The following is a 14385-nucleotide window of genomic DNA, read 5'->3' as shown; positions in this document are numbered from 1 at the left end:
TCTCACAAGCCCTTTGCGAAGCGGGTCGGAAAGCACGACGGCTCGCGCGCTTTGGTCGTCCTCTGCACGAGCCGGGCGAACCCATTTTGCCGGCCGGTCATGACGCCACTCCCTGTGATCCGCGTGTAGATGGCGATCATCGCGTCAACGCAGCCGGACCATTCATAGAGGCGCATCACCCTCTGTCGGCCCGCAGCTCCCATTTTTTGACGCATGGCAGGGTCTGCCGCCAGCCGCAGCAAGGCGCGCGACACGGCGGCCGGATCATCGCGAGGAATGATGATGCCAGTGACATCGTTCTCGACCACTTCCGGCAAGCCGCCAGCGTCGGACACCAGCACGGGCAAGCCGCAGGCGCTCGCTTCGATGATGGCGACGCCGAAGCTTTCGCTGTCGTCGCGGCTGATGGCGGCATAGATGTCAAAGCCGGACAGGATCGCGGGCACCTGCTCATGCCGGACCTGCCCATGAAAGCGGATGCGGTCGGCAAGGCCAAGTGATGCGGCGAGCTGCTCATATTCCTGCTTTGCCGTGCCGCCTCCGACCAGATGCAATTCCGGGTCGAGCGCGCGGAAATGGGGATCGCGAAGAGCAAGGTCGAAGCCCCGAATAAGCGTGTCGATGCCATATTTGCGGGCCAGCGTCTTGACCGTGCCGATGACGAGGCGGTCTTGCGTCTTCGGGCGGAGACCGGGCCGGAAACGCTCGGTATCGACGCCAAACGGCACGACATCAACCGGGGTGGAAACGCCCAGCCGTTCCACCTGCGCCTTCATGACATGGCTGGTCGATGTAATCAGTGCCGCTTTTTCCAACGCCCCGCAAACCGCCCGCCGATGAAGCGCACTGCGTCCCGGCACATCATAGACGTCCCCGCCCCATACGGAGACCAGGCTGTTGCGGATGCCCGACAGCCAGACGGTCGCGCCATAGCCGCCCGCATAATGGACATGCAGCAGCGGGGCGCCGGTCCTGGCGAAAATGCGGGGCAGTACGAGGGCATTCAGGAGATAGGCCAAACGCCCGCGAAACGGCAGCAGGGCAAAACGCACGGACGGATGATAGTCGCCCGGCAACGGCGGCTGCTGCGTAATGACGATCAGGTCCAGGCCTCGTCCGGCCAGCGCATTGATCCACCGGATCGCATGAATATTGGTCGCAACGGTCAGGATGGCGATCCTTTGGGCTTGCGCCTCCTGTTCGTAGTTCGCGCCTGCCTCGTCCATGCCGCACCCACCCCCGGTCAACGCCATTATCGATGCGAGAATAGGATGGGCGGCCGCTTTCAGGAAAGCTGCCATTCAGCATATGCCAGTGGATAAAATTGATGAGGCGGCCTTCTTTCGCCCCCGCCCAAGCCGTCAGTTCATGTCGTCCCCTCGCCCGCCTCCATCGGACGTTTCCGCATCATCGCCTGACGGCGGCATTGGGCGACGATTTTGCCGTCCTGATTGCGTGCGACATGCTCGAATTCGACGATGCCGGTCATCGGCCGCGACTTGCTTTCGCGCGCGGACAGGACCTTGCTGCGCACGCGGATCGTGTCGCCCTGGAACACCGGATTGGGGAAAATGACATCGGTCATGCCCAGGTTGCCGACCGTGGTGCCCAGCGTGGTGTCGTTGACCGACATGCCGATCATCAACCCCAGCGTGAACAGGCTGTTGACCAGCGGCCGGCCCCATTCGGTCTGCGCCGCGAAATGGGAATCGATGTGCAACGGCTGCACATTCATGGTCAAACTGGAAAAGAGGATATTGTCCGTTTCGGTGACCGTACGCGACCAGGGATGTTCAATTTCCAGCCCCGGCGTCAGCTCCTCGAAATATAATCCGGCCACAGGCGCGCTCCTCTCTGCGTCACGCCCCTGATAGGCCAGAAATTACAGCTCCTCCAGCGCCGCGCTCGCCTGCATCCAGACTTCCTCGGCGGCTTCCAGCTTCTGTTCGAGCGTAGCGCGCTTCACCATCAGTTCGCTCGTCGTCATCCTGGCCTCGGCGCCGGTCGCGGCCTTGGGATCGAACAGCGCCTGATCGATGCGGCTGCGCTCGGCCGTCAGCGCAGCCATTTCCTTTTCCGCCTTGCTGACGGCGTTTTTCGCAGCCTTCTGCTTTTCGCGCCATTCGGCGGCGTTGCGCTTTTCCGCCTTGCGATCGACCTTGGGCGTATCGCTGCTGCTGCTGTTGCCGTCCGCCTTGCGCAGGATGATGTCGGTATAATCCTCCAGGCTGCCGTCGAAGGGCTGCGCCGTGCCGTTATCGACCAGCACGAGCCGATCGGCGACCAGCTCGATCATGTGCCGGTCGTGCGAAACGATCACCACCGCGCCGGAATATTCATTGAGCGCCTGCACCAGCGCCTCGCGGCTGTCCACGTCGAGGTGGTTGGTCGGCTCGTCGAGGATCAGGAGATGCGGCGCGTCGCGGGTGATAAGCGCCAGCGCGAGCCGCGCCCGTTCGCCGCCCGACATGGAACCGACTTTCTGCGTGGCCCGCTCGCCGGAAAAACCGAAGCGCCCCAGCTGCGCGCGTACCGCACCGGGCGTCGCCCCCTTCATCACGCGCGTCATATGTTCCAGCGGCGTATCTGTGACGTCCAGTTCCTCCACCTGATATTGGGTGAAATAGCCGACATTCATCTTTGCCGACGCGTTCATCGCCCCTTCCATCGGCTTCAACTGCGCGGCGATCAGGCGGGCGAGCGTCGTCTTGCCGTTGCCGTTGCGGCCAAGCAATGCCAGCCGGTCGTCGGGGTCTATGCGCAGGTTGACGCGCTTCAAAACCGGCGTGTCATTATAGCCGACCGCCGCCATGTCCATGGTGATGAGCGGCGGGCGCAGTTCGGGCGGGCTGGGGAAGCCGAAATGCAGCGTCGGGTCCTCGATGGCGGCGGCGATTGGCTGCATCCTGGCCAGCGCCTTGGCGCGCGACTGCGCCTGCTTGGCGGTGGAAGCGCGGGCCGAGTTGCGCGCAACATAATCCTGCAACTTTTCGCGTTCCGCCTGCTGCTTGGCGCGTGCCGCCTCCTGCTGGGCCAGCCGTTCGGCGCGTTGCCGCTCGAACGCGTCGTAGCCGCCGGGATAAAGGGTGACCTTCCCCCCTTCCAGGTGCAGGATGTAATCGACGACGTTGTTGAGCAGGTCGCGCTCATGGCTGATCACAACCACGGTGCCGCGATAGGCCTTGAGGAAATTCTCCAACCACAGCGTCGCTTCGAGGTCGAGATGGTTGCTCGGTTCGTCGAGCAGCAGCAGGTCGGGATTGGAAAAGAGCAGCGAGGCGAGCGCCACGCGCATCTTCCACCCGCCCGAATAGCTGTCGAGCGGACGGCCCTGCATCTCTTCATCGAAGCCAAGACCGACGAGGATGCGCGCGGCGCGCGCGGGCGCGGTATAGGCGTCGATTGCGTTCAGCCGCTCATAGATATGGCCAAGGCGATCGGGATCATGCGTCGCCTCGCTCTCGGCCATCAACGCGGCGCGCTCCTTGTCGGCGGCAAGCACGGTTTCGAACGGAGTCGCCGTGCCCGTGGGCGCTTCCTGCGCGATATAGCCAAGGCGCGTGTCGCGCGGCATTTCGCAGCTGCCCTCGTCCGGGTCGAGCTGCCCGATCATGACCTTCATCAGCGTCGATTTGCCCGCGCCATTGCGGCCGATCAGCCCCACGCGGCTGCGCGGGGGCAAGGCAACGCCTGCGCGGTCGATAATGGTGCGGCCGCCGAGGCGCACAGTAATGTCCTTGAGATTCAGCATGGGCGGCCCCGTAGCAGGTGTTGCGCGGCTTGTCAGGGGCCAGGGTTCAGGATGATGGTCGCGCGCTAGGCTTTGTTTGGTTCCGCTGCATAAAGGGTGAATTGCGCATGCAGGCCGCCAACGGACGACTGGCCAACCCACACGTCGAACAGGCCCGGCTCCGCGATGATGCGGCTGCCTGCGCCGACAAATTGCAGGTCCGTGCGCGAAAGGGAAAAGCGCACGATCTTGCTTTCCCCCGGCCCCAGCGTCACGCGCTCCATGCGTTTGAGTTCGCGCACCGGGCGTGTGCGGCTGGCGACACGGTCACGGATATAAAGCTGCACCACCTCACTGCCGCGCCTGTCGCCATTGTTGGTAAGCCGCACCGTCACTTCGATGGCGCGATCCCAGCGCAACGCCTTGTCCGACAGCTTCAGCTTATCCAGCGCAAACGTCGTATAGCTAAGTCCATGACCGAACGGATAACGCGCGCTGTTGTCGGTGGTCGTGTAGCGCGCGCGATATTCGGTGCGGTTGTCCACCACGGGGCGGCCAGTGGATTTGCGGTCGTAGAAGAACGGCTCCTGCCCCGATTCCCAAGGAAAGCTGACCGGCAGCTTGGCCGACGGATCGACCCGGCCGAACAGGATATCGGCAATGGCGTGGCCCGCCTCCGATCCCAGAAACCAGGTGGCGAGCACTGCCTGCGCACTGGCGACCGAACCATGCAGCGCAAGTGCGCGGCCATGGCGCAACAGCACGATCATCGGCTTGCCGGTAGCGGCAACCGCATCCGCCAGCATCTGCTGCGCCGGGGGCAGTTCGATCACGGTACGCGACTGCGCCTCGCCCGACATGTCCTGCGATTCGCCGACGGCCAGCAGGATGATGTCGGCCGCCTTCGCCGCCTCCACAGCCTGCGCGATCCCGCCGTCCATCGGCGCGCCTATCTCGCAGCCCTTGGCGATGCTGAGCAGGGCCGGGTCCGCCATCGCCGCGCGCAGACCGGCGGCGATGTCCACGCCCTTCTCCTTGTCGCCGTAGAAAGCCCAGGGTCCATACAAATTCGCGCGGTCTTCTCCGAACGGGCCGATCAGCGCGATCTTCTGCCGCTTTCCCCGATCGAGCGGCAGGACGCCGCTATTCTGGAGCAACACGATCGACCGCGTCGCCGCTTCGCGTGAAAGCGCCCGATGGGCGGGCGTTGCGATGCGGGTTTTCTCAGCGTCCTCGCTGATCGACCGATAGGGATTGTCGAACAGGCCGATGGCGGTCTTCACATAAAGGATGCGGCGAACCGCGACATCGACCGTCTCCATCGGCACCGCGCCGCTTCTCACCAGATCGGGCAGATGGCGGATATAAAGGCCGCTCTGCATCGACATGTCGACGCCTGCGAGCACAGCAAGGCGCGCCGCGTCACGCTCATCCTCGGCATAGCCGTGGGCGATCAGTTCCTCGTCGGCGGTATAGTCGGAAAATACAAAGCCCCGGAACTTCATCTCCCCACGCAACAGATCGGTCAGCAGTTCCCGGTCGGCGGTCGCCGGGACGCCGTTGATCTCGCTGAAGGCGGCCATGGTGGTCAGCGCGCCGGCCGCGAATGCAGAGCCGAAGGGCGGCAGATGCGTCTCGCGCAATGTCTCATCGGAAATATCGACGCTGCCATATTCAAGGCCAGCGGCGACCGCGCCATAGGCGGCGAAATGCTTCGGACAGGCGAGCAGGCTGTCGTCGCGGCGCAGGTCGCGCCCCTGGAAACCGCGAACGCGCGCGGCGGCGAACAGACTGCCCAGATAGACATCCTCCCCCGCCCCCTCGACCACCCGGCCCCAGCGTTGGTCGCGCGCGACATCAACCATGGGCGCGAAGGTCAGGTGAAGCCCCGCCGCACTGGCTTCCTGCGCCATGGCCCGCGCGGTGCGTTGGGCAAGCGAAGGGTCAAAGCTCGCGGCCTCGGCCAGCGGCACGGGGAAGATGGTCTTGAGGCCGTGGATAACGTCGCCCGCCAGCAGCAGCGGGATGCCAAGGCGGCTTTCCTTGACCGCCAGATCCTGCGCGCGGCGAGCGCCCGCGACGCCGATGCCGTTGAACAGGCAGCCGACCCGGCCCCTGCGCACCTCGTCCGACAGCCGCTTTTCATCCTGAATGCCGACCTGCGGATTGGGCGGGTTATAGGGACGAAAGCTGTCGGTCAGGCAGGTCATCTGCCCCGCCTTTTCCTCAATCGTCATGCGCCCGATCAGGTCATCGACGCGCGCAACATCGGCGGCGGCGAACGCACGGCGGGGAAACGGCAGGGCAGCCAAGCCAGTCAGGGCGGCGGCAAGGAGCGTGCGACGATCTATGGTCATTGGACGACAGCGTAACGGATGAAGGCTCTGCGGCCAACGTCCCGCCGCGCCTTATGTTGCCGGGCCGGGTTCAGGCCGGGGCGAACAGCTTCGTGCCAATGACGCCGACGACGGTGAGCGCCATGAAACCGGCCTGCACCGGCGTCACCCGGTCCCCGAACAGGATGACGCCGCCGATGATCACGCCGACCGCGCCCAACCCCGTCCAGATGGCGTAGGCCGTGCCCGCCGGCAGGCCCTTCATGGCAAAGGCCAGCAGCGCCATGTTGAGGAAGCTCAAAACGATCGGCACGGAGGATGCCTGCCAGCTGCCGATGGTCGCCGCCCATTTCAGGCTGAGCGCCCAGCAGATTTCAGTAAAAACGGCAATGCCCAGCACAAGCCACGCCATCACAGCGTTCCTTCTTCCAAACGGGCTCGGACGAAAGGCGCGCGGGCCGGAAACCCGAAAGAGGCGGCGCGCCCGACAGGGCCAGCAGGCCCCAAGGGTGGTGGACAGGGCTGGATTCGAACCAGCGTACGGGAAACCCGGGCAGATTTACAGTCTGCTGCCTTTAACCACTCGGCCACCTGTCCAGTGCCCTTACGCGGCAGACAAAAAACGTCATTTACCGCGCTGGAGGCGCGCTCAATGGCGAAAGGAGGCTTGCCTGTCAATGGTCCGATGTGAAAAGAGCGCTTGCATGAAAAGAGGACAACGCAGCGCAAAGCCCAAGGGCAACTTTCCCCGCTTTTACGGTCGCCATGCCGTCATTGCGGCCCTGGCCAATCCCAATCGCGTCGTACGCAAGATATGGGGGACGCGGGACGCGCTGGGCGCGCTCGACCTGCCGCCGATCCTGCCCATCGTCTATGCCGACGTCGCCGACCTTGGCCGCATGGTGCCGTCCGATGCGCCGCACCAGGGCATCGTCGCAGAGGTCGAGCCGCTGGACGACGTATGGCTGGGTGACGCGCTGGAGGCGGGCGTTGACGACAAGCGCCCGGTGCTGGTGCTGGATCAGGTGACTGACCCGCATAATGTCGGCGCGATCCTGCGTTCGGCGGCGGCCTTCGACGCGCTCTGCATCGTGACGCAGGACCGCCACGCGCCGCCTGAATCGGGCGTCCTGGCTCGATCCGCGTCGGGAGCCCTGGAAATCGTACCTTGGGTACGCGTCGTGAACCTGGCCCGCGCCCTCGATGAGATTGCGGAAGCCGGCTATTGGCGCATCGGCCTGGACGGCGAGGCGGATACGAACCTGGCCGAGGCAATCGGCGATTCGCGCGTCGCGCTGGTGCTGGGCGCGGAAGGCGAAGGGCTGCGTCACAACAGCATGGCGCATTGCGATATTCTGGCTAAACTGCCGATCAGCCCGCGGATGGAGAGCCTCAATGTCTCCAATGCGGCCGCTATCGCCCTGTACGCGGCCGCCAGCCGGTAGCGCCCAGGGTAAAGGCTGCGCTTCCGCCAAAGGCGCACGCGAACAAGGGGGACGACATGGCCGGTTTTCTTCGCGCCGCCAGCGCTTTGGCCTGCTGCCTCATGCTGGGCGCTTGCCTGGTCACGCCGGGCAAGTTCGAATCGACGCTAGACATCCGCGCCGACCGGCAGTTCAGCTTCACCTACAAGGGCGAAATATTGTCGTCCGACATGAAGGGGCTGGGCAGTTCTCCAGGCACGCCGGGCAATGACCCGCTTGGCGACAGCGCGCCGGAAAAGAAGGACAGCGCCTGGCGCAAGACCGCGCTGCAACAGGGCGACGATGACCCCTTCGACAACAGCCGCGACAAAAGGGACGACGCCCAAATGCAGGCGATTGCGACCGCGCTATCGAAGGAAAAGGGGTTCCGCTCCGCCCGCTATATGGGAAATAACCGCTTCGAGATCGATTATGCGATCAGCGGGCGGCTCACCCACGCCTTCCTGTTTCCCTTTAACAGCGATGCCAAGATCGTCCTGCCCTTCGTCGCCGTCGAACTGCGCGGCGATGATCGGGTGCGGGTAAAAGCGCCCGGCTATTCGAACGATTTCGACAAGAGCCGCGAGCCGATGGGCCAGAGCGGGCCGGGCGACGACGCGGCCAAGGCGCTCGACGGCACATTCACGCTGACCACCAACGCGGAAGTCGTCAGCCAGAATCAGGAAGACGGCGCGCAAAGCACGGCCGATGGCAAACGGATCGTCTGGAAAGTGACGCCGCTGACCAGCGAGGCGCCCACGGCGACGCTGCGCGTCAGCCGATAAGGGGCGCCCCGTCGGCGGGGATTTCAGTCTTCCGGCGCGATGGTGACGCGCAGACCGTCCAGTTCCGCGCTCATCACCAGCTGGCAGGACAAGCGGCTGCTGTCATTACGATTGTCGGAGCTGTCGAGCAGGTCGTTCTCATCTTCGCTGATCGCGGGCAGCTTGTCGGCGAAGGCGGGATCGACATAGACATGGCAGGTCGCGCAGGAGCAGCAGCCGCCGCACAGCGCCAGCAATTCGTCAAAGCCATTGTCACGGATGACTTCCATCACCGACAGGCCGTTATCGCCCTCAACGGCCTGCTCTTCACCCGAACGGTTGACCACAATCAGTTTAGGCATGTACCTCAATCCTAACAATTCACCCGCCGCTCATAGGCGGGGGTGGCAATAAATCAAGAGCCGGAACAGCAGACCATGGTGACTACCCCAGAGCAGCTGCGCGCCAGCCTGGACGCGATTGCCGTCCTCGAACCCGGTTTCGCCGCCGCGCTGGCGCGGGTCGGCTACCCCGCGCCGCGCATGAGGGAGCCGGGATATGAAACCCTGCTGCGCACCATCGTCGGTCAGCAGGTCAGCGTCGCCGCAGCAGCAGCCGTGTGGCGGAAGCTGGGACAGGAACTGGGCGAAGGATGTGCGCCAGGCGAGTTGCTCGCCCGCGATTACGACGCCTTGCGCGCCTGTGGGCTGTCGCGGCAGAAACAGGGCTATGCCCGCAGCCTCGCCGAACTGGTGACGAGCGGCGGGCTGGACCTGCACGCCCTGCCACAGGATGATGAAGAAGCAATCGCCCTGTTGACGCGGGTCAAGGGGATTGGCCGGTGGTCAGCGGAAATCTATCTGCTTTTCGCCGAGGGTCGCCCGGACGTCTGGCCAGCAGGAGACCTTGCCGTCCAGATTGAGGTTGGCCGGATGCTGGGCCTTCCCGAACGGCCGAGCGAACGGGAAACACGCGCGCTGGCAGATCGCTGGCGTCCCCATAGAGGCGCCGCCGCCATCATGGCGTGGCACCATTATAACACAGAGGTTATCTGATCCATGTCCTTCCCCCATGCCCGTTATATCGTCCTTGAACATGAAGGCGTCTGGAAGATCAATCTGGACAATCGCTATTTCGGTCCCTTCGCGACGCAAGAGGCGGCGGTCGAAAATGCAACCGATACCGCGCGCAAGGCGGCCGAGGGCGGCTACCCTGCCACCGTCCTGCTGATGCACGGCACGCGCTTCGAAACGCTTTGGACGAACCAGACGGACGAAGCATCGTCCTGACTTTTTTGACCTTTGAGGGAACCAGCTGCCAGTTCCGACATTTATCGGCTCCAGATCGTGGGCAGAGGCATGAGCAAAAAGGTCCTGATTGTAGAAGACGAAATTTTCGTCGCGCTGGAAATCGAACAGATCGTCGAGGATGCCGGTTTCTCGGTCAGCGCCATTGCAGCCGACCGGGAAAGCGCGCTCATCGCTGCGGCCGATTGCGACATCGCGCTGGTTGACCTCAACCTTCGGGACGGACCCACGGGGCCATCCATCGGCATGGAGCTCGCCGCGCAATATGGCGTGCGCGTCATCTATGTGACGGCGAACCCTGCCCAGATCGGCGCCGCATCCGAAGCGGCGCTGGGGGTCATCACCAAACCGTTCCGCCCGCAGAGCATCGCCGCGACGCTCCGCCTCGTCGCTTCCAATCAAAATGACCTGGAAAGCGCCGAAATATACGGCTTCACACCTTTCCCGCCACCGTCCGGCTCATGGAACGGGATGGGATCCACAGGCTGACCAGCAGGCCCTCGGGCCGCCAGTCCCGCCGCATCCGCCCGCCCAGCTGCCGTTCTGCGGTAAGTTGCATGAGGCGGGTGCCAAAGCCCTCTTCACCAGACGGTTCGACCCTTGGTCCGCCTTCCTCGCGCCAATCGACGCGAACATCGGCATCCTCGCCCCGCACATTGACATGGACGCGCCCCTGCGGGACGGACAGTGCGCCATATTTGGCGGCGTTGGTGGCGAGTTCATGGAACAGCAGCGCCAGCGGCGTGGCCGACCGGTCGTCGATGGCCGGATTTTCCCCTGAAAATATGAAGCGGCTCTTGCCTGCGTCGTCATAGGGGGCAAAAATCTGCTCCAATATTCCGCGCAATCGCCCCCGCTGAAGCTCGCCCTGCTCGTCCGCATCATGCGGCCGGACGAAATCATGCGCGCGGCCAAGCGCCATGATCCGGGCGCGAAGGTCGTCCGCCACGGAGCGAATTTCCGGATTCTGACGCGCTGACAGGCCGATCAGGCCCGATATCACCGAAAAGATATTCTTGATCCGGTGTGACAGTTCATGCGCGATGATCTCGCGCTCCTCCATCATCAATTTTTGCTCGTGGATTTCGGTGCAGGTGCCGATCCAGCGCGTGATCCTGCCTTCGTCATCGCGGATCGGCAGCGCCCTGCCCAACGTCCATCGATATTCGCCGCTATGATGGCGAAGGCGATATTCAATCTCATAAGGCTCGCCGGTTTCCAGCGAATGACGCCAGCGCGGCCAGGCCGCTTCGCGATCGTCCGGGTGGAAATTGCCGCTCCAACCCTCCCCATCGGTCGATCCGTGCGGAACGCCGGTATATTCATACCAGCGGGCATTATAATAGTCGTGATAGCCATCGGGCAGCGTCGACCAGACCATCTGCGGCATGGCGTCCGCCAAGGTGCGGAACAGCCGGTCGCTTTCGGCTACCGCCTGGGCGTCCCTGGCCTGGCGAGCGATCACCTCCCGGTCGCGACGCCTTCCCTCCAGCTCCACCATCACCTGATGCGCGAGCAGCGACAGGCCCTGCCGCTGCAACGCCGTCAGGTCGTCGCGCGGCTGATCGTCGATGACGCACAGCGCGCCCAGCGGCATGCTCTCGCCGTCCATAAGCGGCGCGCCTGCATAGAAACGGATGTGGGGCGGCCCGGTTACCAGCGCATTGGCGGCGAAGCGGGGGTCCATCCGGGCGTCGGGAACGACGAATATGTCGCTGCCGTGCATCGCATGCGCGCAAAATGAGACGTCGCGCGGCGTTTCCTCCGCATCCAGTCCGGTTCTCGCCAGGAACCGCTGGCGATCATCCTCGACGATGCTCACAAGCGCGATTGGCGCTTCGCAAAGCGCCGCAGCAAAATCGATTATCTGGTCCAGCGTGCGAAAGCCGCCGGCGTCCAGATCATAATGCGCCAACAGAGCGGCGCGATCCGTCTCCAGCCCCCGGCCGTCAGCCATCGCTGACCCGTTCGATGTCGGCGCCCACGGCCGACAGCTTTTCCTCCAGCCGCTCATAGCCGCGATCGAGATGATAGACGCGATTGACCTGCGTCTCTCCCTCCGCCGCCAGTCCGGCAAGGATCAGGCTCATCGAAGCGCGCAGGTCCGTGGCCATGACGGGTGCGCCGACCAGCCTGTCGACGCCGCGCACGACCGCGGTGCGCCCGTTCACGCCGATGTCAGCCCCCATGCGCGCCAGTTCCGGCACATGCATGTAGCGGTTTTCGAATATGGTTTCGGTCAGCACCGACGCACCGTCCGCCTTGGTCAGCATCGCCATGAACTGCGCCTGCATATCCGTCGGAAAGGCGGGGAATGGCGCGGTCGATAGCGTCAGGGGCTTCAGCTTGCCGTTGGCCGACACTCGGATGCCGTCCTTGAGTTCATCGACCTGCACGCCTGCATCGCGCAAGGCGGCCAGGATCGCGTGCATGTCGTCAGCGCATGCGCCCGCCAGTTCCAGCGAGCCGCCGGTTATCGCCGCGGCGCAGGCATAGCTGCCCGCTTCGATCCGATCGGGCATGACGCTGTAGGTTGCGCCATGCAGCCGGTCGCGGCCGTGGATCGTGAGTTTGTCGGTCCCCACGCCTTCGATATCGGCGCCCATCGCGATCAGCAATTTGCACAGATCGACGATTTCCGGTTCGCGCGCGGCATTTTCCAGGATGCAGGTGCCCTTGGCCAGCACCGCCGCCATCACCGCATTTTCTGTCGCGCCAACCGACACGACAGGGAATGTGTAGATGCCACCCGGCAAGCCGCCATCAGGCGCGCTGGCGCGGACATAGCCTGCATTTATCTCGATGATCGCGCCGAACGCTTCCAGCGCCTTCAGGTGCAGGTCGATGGGTCGGTTGCCGATCGCGCAGCCGCCGGGCAAGGAAACCCGCGCTTCGCCTGCGCGCGCCAGCAACGGCCCCAGCACCAGAATCGACGCGCGCATCTTGCGCACGATGTCATAGGGCGCTTCGGTCGAGGTAACCCGGCCCGCGCGCAGGGTCATCACCCGCCCGAAATCCTCCGGCCGCGCGCCTTCGATCATCGTCGAAACGCCCAGCTGGTTCAGCAGATGCCCGAAACTATCGACGTCCGCCAGGCGCGGCAGATTGCGCAGCGTAACCGGCTCGTCGGTCAGCAATGCACAGGGCAGCAGCGTCAGCGCGGCGTTCTTCGCACCGGAAATGGGAAGGCGGCCGCTCAACACTTTGCCGCCGCGAATGATAATGCGGTCCATCGGCTGGGTTCTTAACGTTAATTCCATCCCGCGCAAGGCGGGACAAGGCCAGCGGCAGCCCGGTCGCCACCTCCTGAATAGATTGTGGAAACATTTCACCTTCGCCCGCGCGATGTTGATCGAGTTTAGTGCAGCGCCCGTAAATGCAGCCAAAAGACGCAAGGGGCGTTTTGCCATCGTAACGACAATTTTAAAAAAGGTGCTTTGGTGGCGACGAGTTGTTTCGCGGAAAGGCTGGCGAAAAACGTAACCCTTTCGGATGCGGAAAGAAATGCGCTGACAAGATTGGAAGAGAACCCACGCAAGGTTAAGCGCGGCGCGATGATCCAGCGGGTCAATGAAACGGTTACGGAATTGTTCGTGCTGCGCGAAGGCCGGGTGATGAGCTTCGTCATCCTGCCCGATGGCAGCCGCCAGATCCTGAGGGTCTATTTCCCAGGGGACTTCATCGGGTCGGCCAGCACCATCTACAGCAAGGCGCCGGAATCGCTGGTGGCCTTGACCGACGCGATCGTCTGTCCGTTCGACAAGCACGCCCTGCGCCGTCTGCTGGAGGAATATCCCCGCGTCGCCGCGCTGCTGTTCCTGCTGTCCAATTCGGAAAAGGTCGCGCTGACCGACCGGCTTGCGTCACTTGGGCGGACGTCGGCCAAGGCCCGTGTCGCGTCCTTTCTGCTGGACATATTCGACAGGCTGCGCGTCACCGACGACGGGATTACCGACAGCTTCGATCTCCGCCTGACGCAGGAAGAGATTGGCGACGCGATTGGCCTCACCTCCGTTCATGTGAACCGCATGGTGCGTCAGATGGAACAGGAAGGGCTGATCAGCCGATCGAACGGACGCATCACGCTGCTCGACATCGCCCGGCTGGAAGAAATCGGCCATTATACCAATCGGCACAAGGATATCGATCTGGACTGGATCCCCGCGCTGGGTTGCGGGTGACGAAACCGTCGCCGCTCATCCGTTCAGGCCAGCAGTTCGACATCCCAATATAGCCAGTCACGCCAGCTTTCATGCAGATAGTTGGGTGGAAAGGCGCGGCCATGTTCCTGCAATTGCCAACTGGTCGGACGGATCGGCGTCACGTGCAGCTGCATATGCGCTTCCCTGGGCGTGCGCCCGCCTTTTTTCAGGTTGCAGGGCGAACAGGCGGTCGCGACATTTTCCCAGGTCGTGCGCCCGCCCGCGCGACGGGGAATGACATGGTCGAAAGTCAGGTCGCTCTGCGATCCGCAATATTGGCAGGCGAAGCGATCGCGCAGAAACAGGTTGAACCGGGTAAAGGCAGGATGCTCGGACTGTTTCACATATTGCTTGAGCGCGATGACCGAAGGGATTTTCATCTGCAGGCTGGGGCTGTGGACTTCCCGTTCATAGCTGGCGACGATGTCCACCCGTTCCAGGAAAACGGCCTTGATGGCGGTTTGCCAGGGCCAAAGGCTCAAGGGATAATAGCTTAACGGCGTATAGTCTGCGTTCAGGACCAGTGCCGGACAGTTTTCCGGGTGCCGTATCAGGTCGGGATGGTACATAAGAACCCTCAAAC

15 protein-coding genes and 1 tRNA gene are annotated in these 14385 nt (G+C 63.6%); 6 read left to right on the top strand and 10 right to left on the bottom strand.

Annotated elements, in window-relative coordinates:
* Nucleotides 1–2 precede the first annotated feature (2 nt).
* The 6 genes from B6S01_RS10690 to B6S01_RS10665 all read right to left on the bottom strand — a co-directional run bounded on the left by B6S01_RS10690 (nucleotide 3) and on the right by B6S01_RS10665 (nucleotide 6663).
* Complete coding sequence (locus tag B6S01_RS10690; protein WP_197053230.1) at nucleotides 3–1253, bottom strand: glycosyltransferase; 1251 nt, start codon at nucleotides 1251–1253, stop codon at nucleotides 3–5.
* A 113-nt stretch (nucleotides 1254–1366) separates the two neighbouring features.
* On the bottom strand, nucleotides 1367–1840 hold the full coding sequence (locus B6S01_RS10685) for a MaoC family dehydratase (protein ID WP_037467727.1): 474 nt from the start codon (nucleotides 1838–1840) through the stop codon (nucleotides 1367–1369).
* Between the two features lie 42 nt (nucleotides 1841–1882).
* Complete coding sequence (locus B6S01_RS10680) at nucleotides 1883–3751, bottom strand: ABC-F family ATP-binding cassette domain-containing protein (RefSeq protein WP_037467729.1); 1869 nt, start codon at nucleotides 3749–3751, stop codon at nucleotides 1883–1885.
* 65 nt (nucleotides 3752–3816) lie between these two features.
* Nucleotides 3817–6087, bottom strand: a complete 2271-nt coding sequence (gene bglX, locus B6S01_RS10675; protein ID WP_037467731.1) for a beta-glucosidase BglX — start codon at nucleotides 6085–6087, stop codon at nucleotides 3817–3819.
* A gap of 70 nt (nucleotides 6088–6157) precedes the next feature.
* Nucleotides 6158–6478 carry a DMT family transporter gene (locus tag B6S01_RS10670; RefSeq protein ID WP_037467733.1) on the bottom strand — a complete coding sequence of 107 codons (321 nt, stop codon included), beginning with the start codon at nucleotides 6476–6478 and terminating at the stop codon, nucleotides 6158–6160.
* Between the two features lie 98 nt (nucleotides 6479–6576).
* A tRNA-Tyr gene (locus B6S01_RS10665) sits at nucleotides 6577–6663 on the bottom strand.
* Between the two features lie 107 nt (nucleotides 6664–6770).
* On the opposite strand from B6S01_RS10665, the gene B6S01_RS10660 reads away from it, so the two are divergent.
* Together B6S01_RS10660 and B6S01_RS10655 are read left to right on the top strand one after the other, a co-directional pair.
* Nucleotides 6771–7511, top strand: coding sequence for a TrmH family RNA methyltransferase (locus B6S01_RS10660; RefSeq protein WP_037467735.1), 741 nt, complete (start codon nucleotides 6771–6773; stop codon nucleotides 7509–7511).
* A gap of 56 nt (nucleotides 7512–7567) precedes the next feature.
* Nucleotides 7568–8314: a hypothetical protein gene (locus B6S01_RS10655; RefSeq protein ID WP_037467738.1), complete on the top strand. Its 747-nt coding sequence runs from the start codon at nucleotides 7568–7570 to the stop codon at nucleotides 8312–8314.
* A gap of 23 nt (nucleotides 8315–8337) precedes the next feature.
* On the opposite strand, the gene B6S01_RS10650 is transcribed toward B6S01_RS10655, so the two are convergent.
* On the bottom strand, nucleotides 8338–8655 hold the full coding sequence (locus B6S01_RS10650) for a 2Fe-2S iron-sulfur cluster-binding protein (protein WP_037467740.1): 318 nt from the start codon (nucleotides 8653–8655) through the stop codon (nucleotides 8338–8340).
* 75 nt (nucleotides 8656–8730) lie between these two features.
* Here B6S01_RS10650 and B6S01_RS10645 point away from each other — a divergent pair, with 75 nt between their 5' ends.
* The 3 genes from B6S01_RS10645 to B6S01_RS10635 all read left to right on the top strand — a co-directional run bounded on the left by B6S01_RS10645 (nucleotide 8731) and on the right by B6S01_RS10635 (nucleotide 10089).
* Nucleotides 8731–9348, top strand: coding sequence for a DNA-3-methyladenine glycosylase family protein (locus B6S01_RS10645; protein ID WP_037467845.1), 618 nt, complete (start codon nucleotides 8731–8733; stop codon nucleotides 9346–9348).
* A 3-nt stretch (nucleotides 9349–9351) separates the two neighbouring features.
* Entirely contained in the window at nucleotides 9352–9582 is a 231-nt protein-coding gene (locus B6S01_RS10640; protein ID WP_037467741.1) for a hypothetical protein, read from the top strand.
* A gap of 69 nt (nucleotides 9583–9651) precedes the next feature.
* Nucleotides 9652–10089 carry a response regulator gene (locus B6S01_RS10635; protein ID WP_037467742.1) on the top strand — a complete coding sequence of 146 codons (438 nt, stop codon included), beginning with the start codon at nucleotides 9652–9654 and terminating at the stop codon, nucleotides 10087–10089.
* Here B6S01_RS10635 and B6S01_RS10630 read toward each other — a convergent pair.
* Together B6S01_RS10630 and murA are read right to left on the bottom strand one after the other, a co-directional pair.
* A complete protein-coding gene (locus B6S01_RS10630) occupies nucleotides 10034–11557 on the bottom strand; it encodes a PAS domain-containing protein (protein WP_037467743.1) in 1524 nt (507 codons plus the stop codon). The two genes, B6S01_RS10635 and B6S01_RS10630, sit on opposite strands and share 56 nt — an antisense overlap.
* Nucleotides 11550–12833, bottom strand: coding sequence for a UDP-N-acetylglucosamine 1-carboxyvinyltransferase (gene murA, locus B6S01_RS10625; RefSeq protein WP_037467744.1), 1284 nt, complete (start codon nucleotides 12831–12833; stop codon nucleotides 11550–11552). Before murA ends, B6S01_RS10630 begins: the two co-directional genes overlap by 8 nt.
* Before the next feature lie 204 nt (nucleotides 12834–13037).
* Here murA and B6S01_RS10620 point away from each other — a divergent pair, with 204 nt between their 5' ends.
* Nucleotides 13038–13781 (top strand): Crp/Fnr family transcriptional regulator, encoded by a 744-nt coding sequence (locus tag B6S01_RS10620; RefSeq protein WP_037467745.1) that lies wholly within the window; start codon nucleotides 13038–13040, stop codon nucleotides 13779–13781.
* 23 nt (nucleotides 13782–13804) lie between these two features.
* Here B6S01_RS10620 and B6S01_RS10615 read toward each other — a convergent pair whose 3' ends face one another.
* Entirely contained in the window at nucleotides 13805–14371 is a 567-nt protein-coding gene (locus tag B6S01_RS10615) for an HNH endonuclease (RefSeq protein WP_037467746.1), read from the bottom strand.
* Between the last annotated feature and the right edge of the window lie 14 nt (nucleotides 14372–14385).

It is taken from the genome of Sphingobium herbicidovorans (assembly GCF_002080435.1).
In the GTDB taxonomy this organism is placed as follows: Bacteria; Pseudomonadota; Alphaproteobacteria; order Sphingomonadales; family Sphingomonadaceae; genus Sphingobium; species Sphingobium herbicidovorans.
The sequence above is the reverse complement of the archived record's forward strand: the minus strand, read 5'-3'. Positions and strand labels throughout refer to the sequence as shown.

Coding starts and splice junctions, on each gene's coding strand:
- B6S01_RS10690 (WP_197053230.1), bottom strand. CDS start 1,253: ATGGCGTTGACCGGGGGTGGGTGCGGCATGGACGAGGCAGGCGCGAAC.
- B6S01_RS10680 (WP_037467729.1), bottom strand. CDS start 3,751: ATGCTGAATCTCAAGGACATTACTGTGCGCCTCGGCGGCCGCACCATT.
- bglX (WP_037467731.1), bottom strand. CDS start 6,087: ATGACCATAGATCGTCGCACGCTCCTTGCCGCCGCCCTGACTGGCTTG.
- B6S01_RS10670 (WP_037467733.1), bottom strand. CDS start 6,478: ATGGCGTGGCTTGTGCTGGGCATTGCCGTTTTTACTGAAATCTGCTGG.
- B6S01_RS10660 (WP_037467735.1), top strand. CDS start 6,771: ATGAAAAGAGGACAACGCAGCGCAAAGCCCAAGGGCAACTTTCCCCGC.
- B6S01_RS10655 (WP_037467738.1), top strand. CDS start 7,568: ATGGCCGGTTTTCTTCGCGCCGCCAGCGCTTTGGCCTGCTGCCTCATG.
- B6S01_RS10650 (WP_037467740.1), bottom strand. CDS start 8,655: ATGCCTAAACTGATTGTGGTCAACCGTTCGGGTGAAGAGCAGGCCGTT.
- B6S01_RS10645 (WP_037467845.1), top strand. CDS start 8,731: ATGGTGACTACCCCAGAGCAGCTGCGCGCCAGCCTGGACGCGATTGCC.
- B6S01_RS10640 (WP_037467741.1), top strand. CDS start 9,352: ATGTCCTTCCCCCATGCCCGTTATATCGTCCTTGAACATGAAGGCGTC.
- B6S01_RS10635 (WP_037467742.1), top strand. CDS start 9,652: ATGAGCAAAAAGGTCCTGATTGTAGAAGACGAAATTTTCGTCGCGCTG.
- B6S01_RS10630 (WP_037467743.1), bottom strand. CDS start 11,557: ATGGCTGACGGCCGGGGGCTGGAGACGGATCGCGCCGCTCTGTTGGCG.
- murA (WP_037467744.1), bottom strand. CDS start 12,833: ATGGACCGCATTATCATTCGCGGCGGCAAAGTGTTGAGCGGCCGCCTT.
- B6S01_RS10615 (WP_037467746.1), bottom strand. CDS start 14,371: ATGTACCATCCCGACCTGATACGGCACCCGGAAAACTGTCCGGCACTG.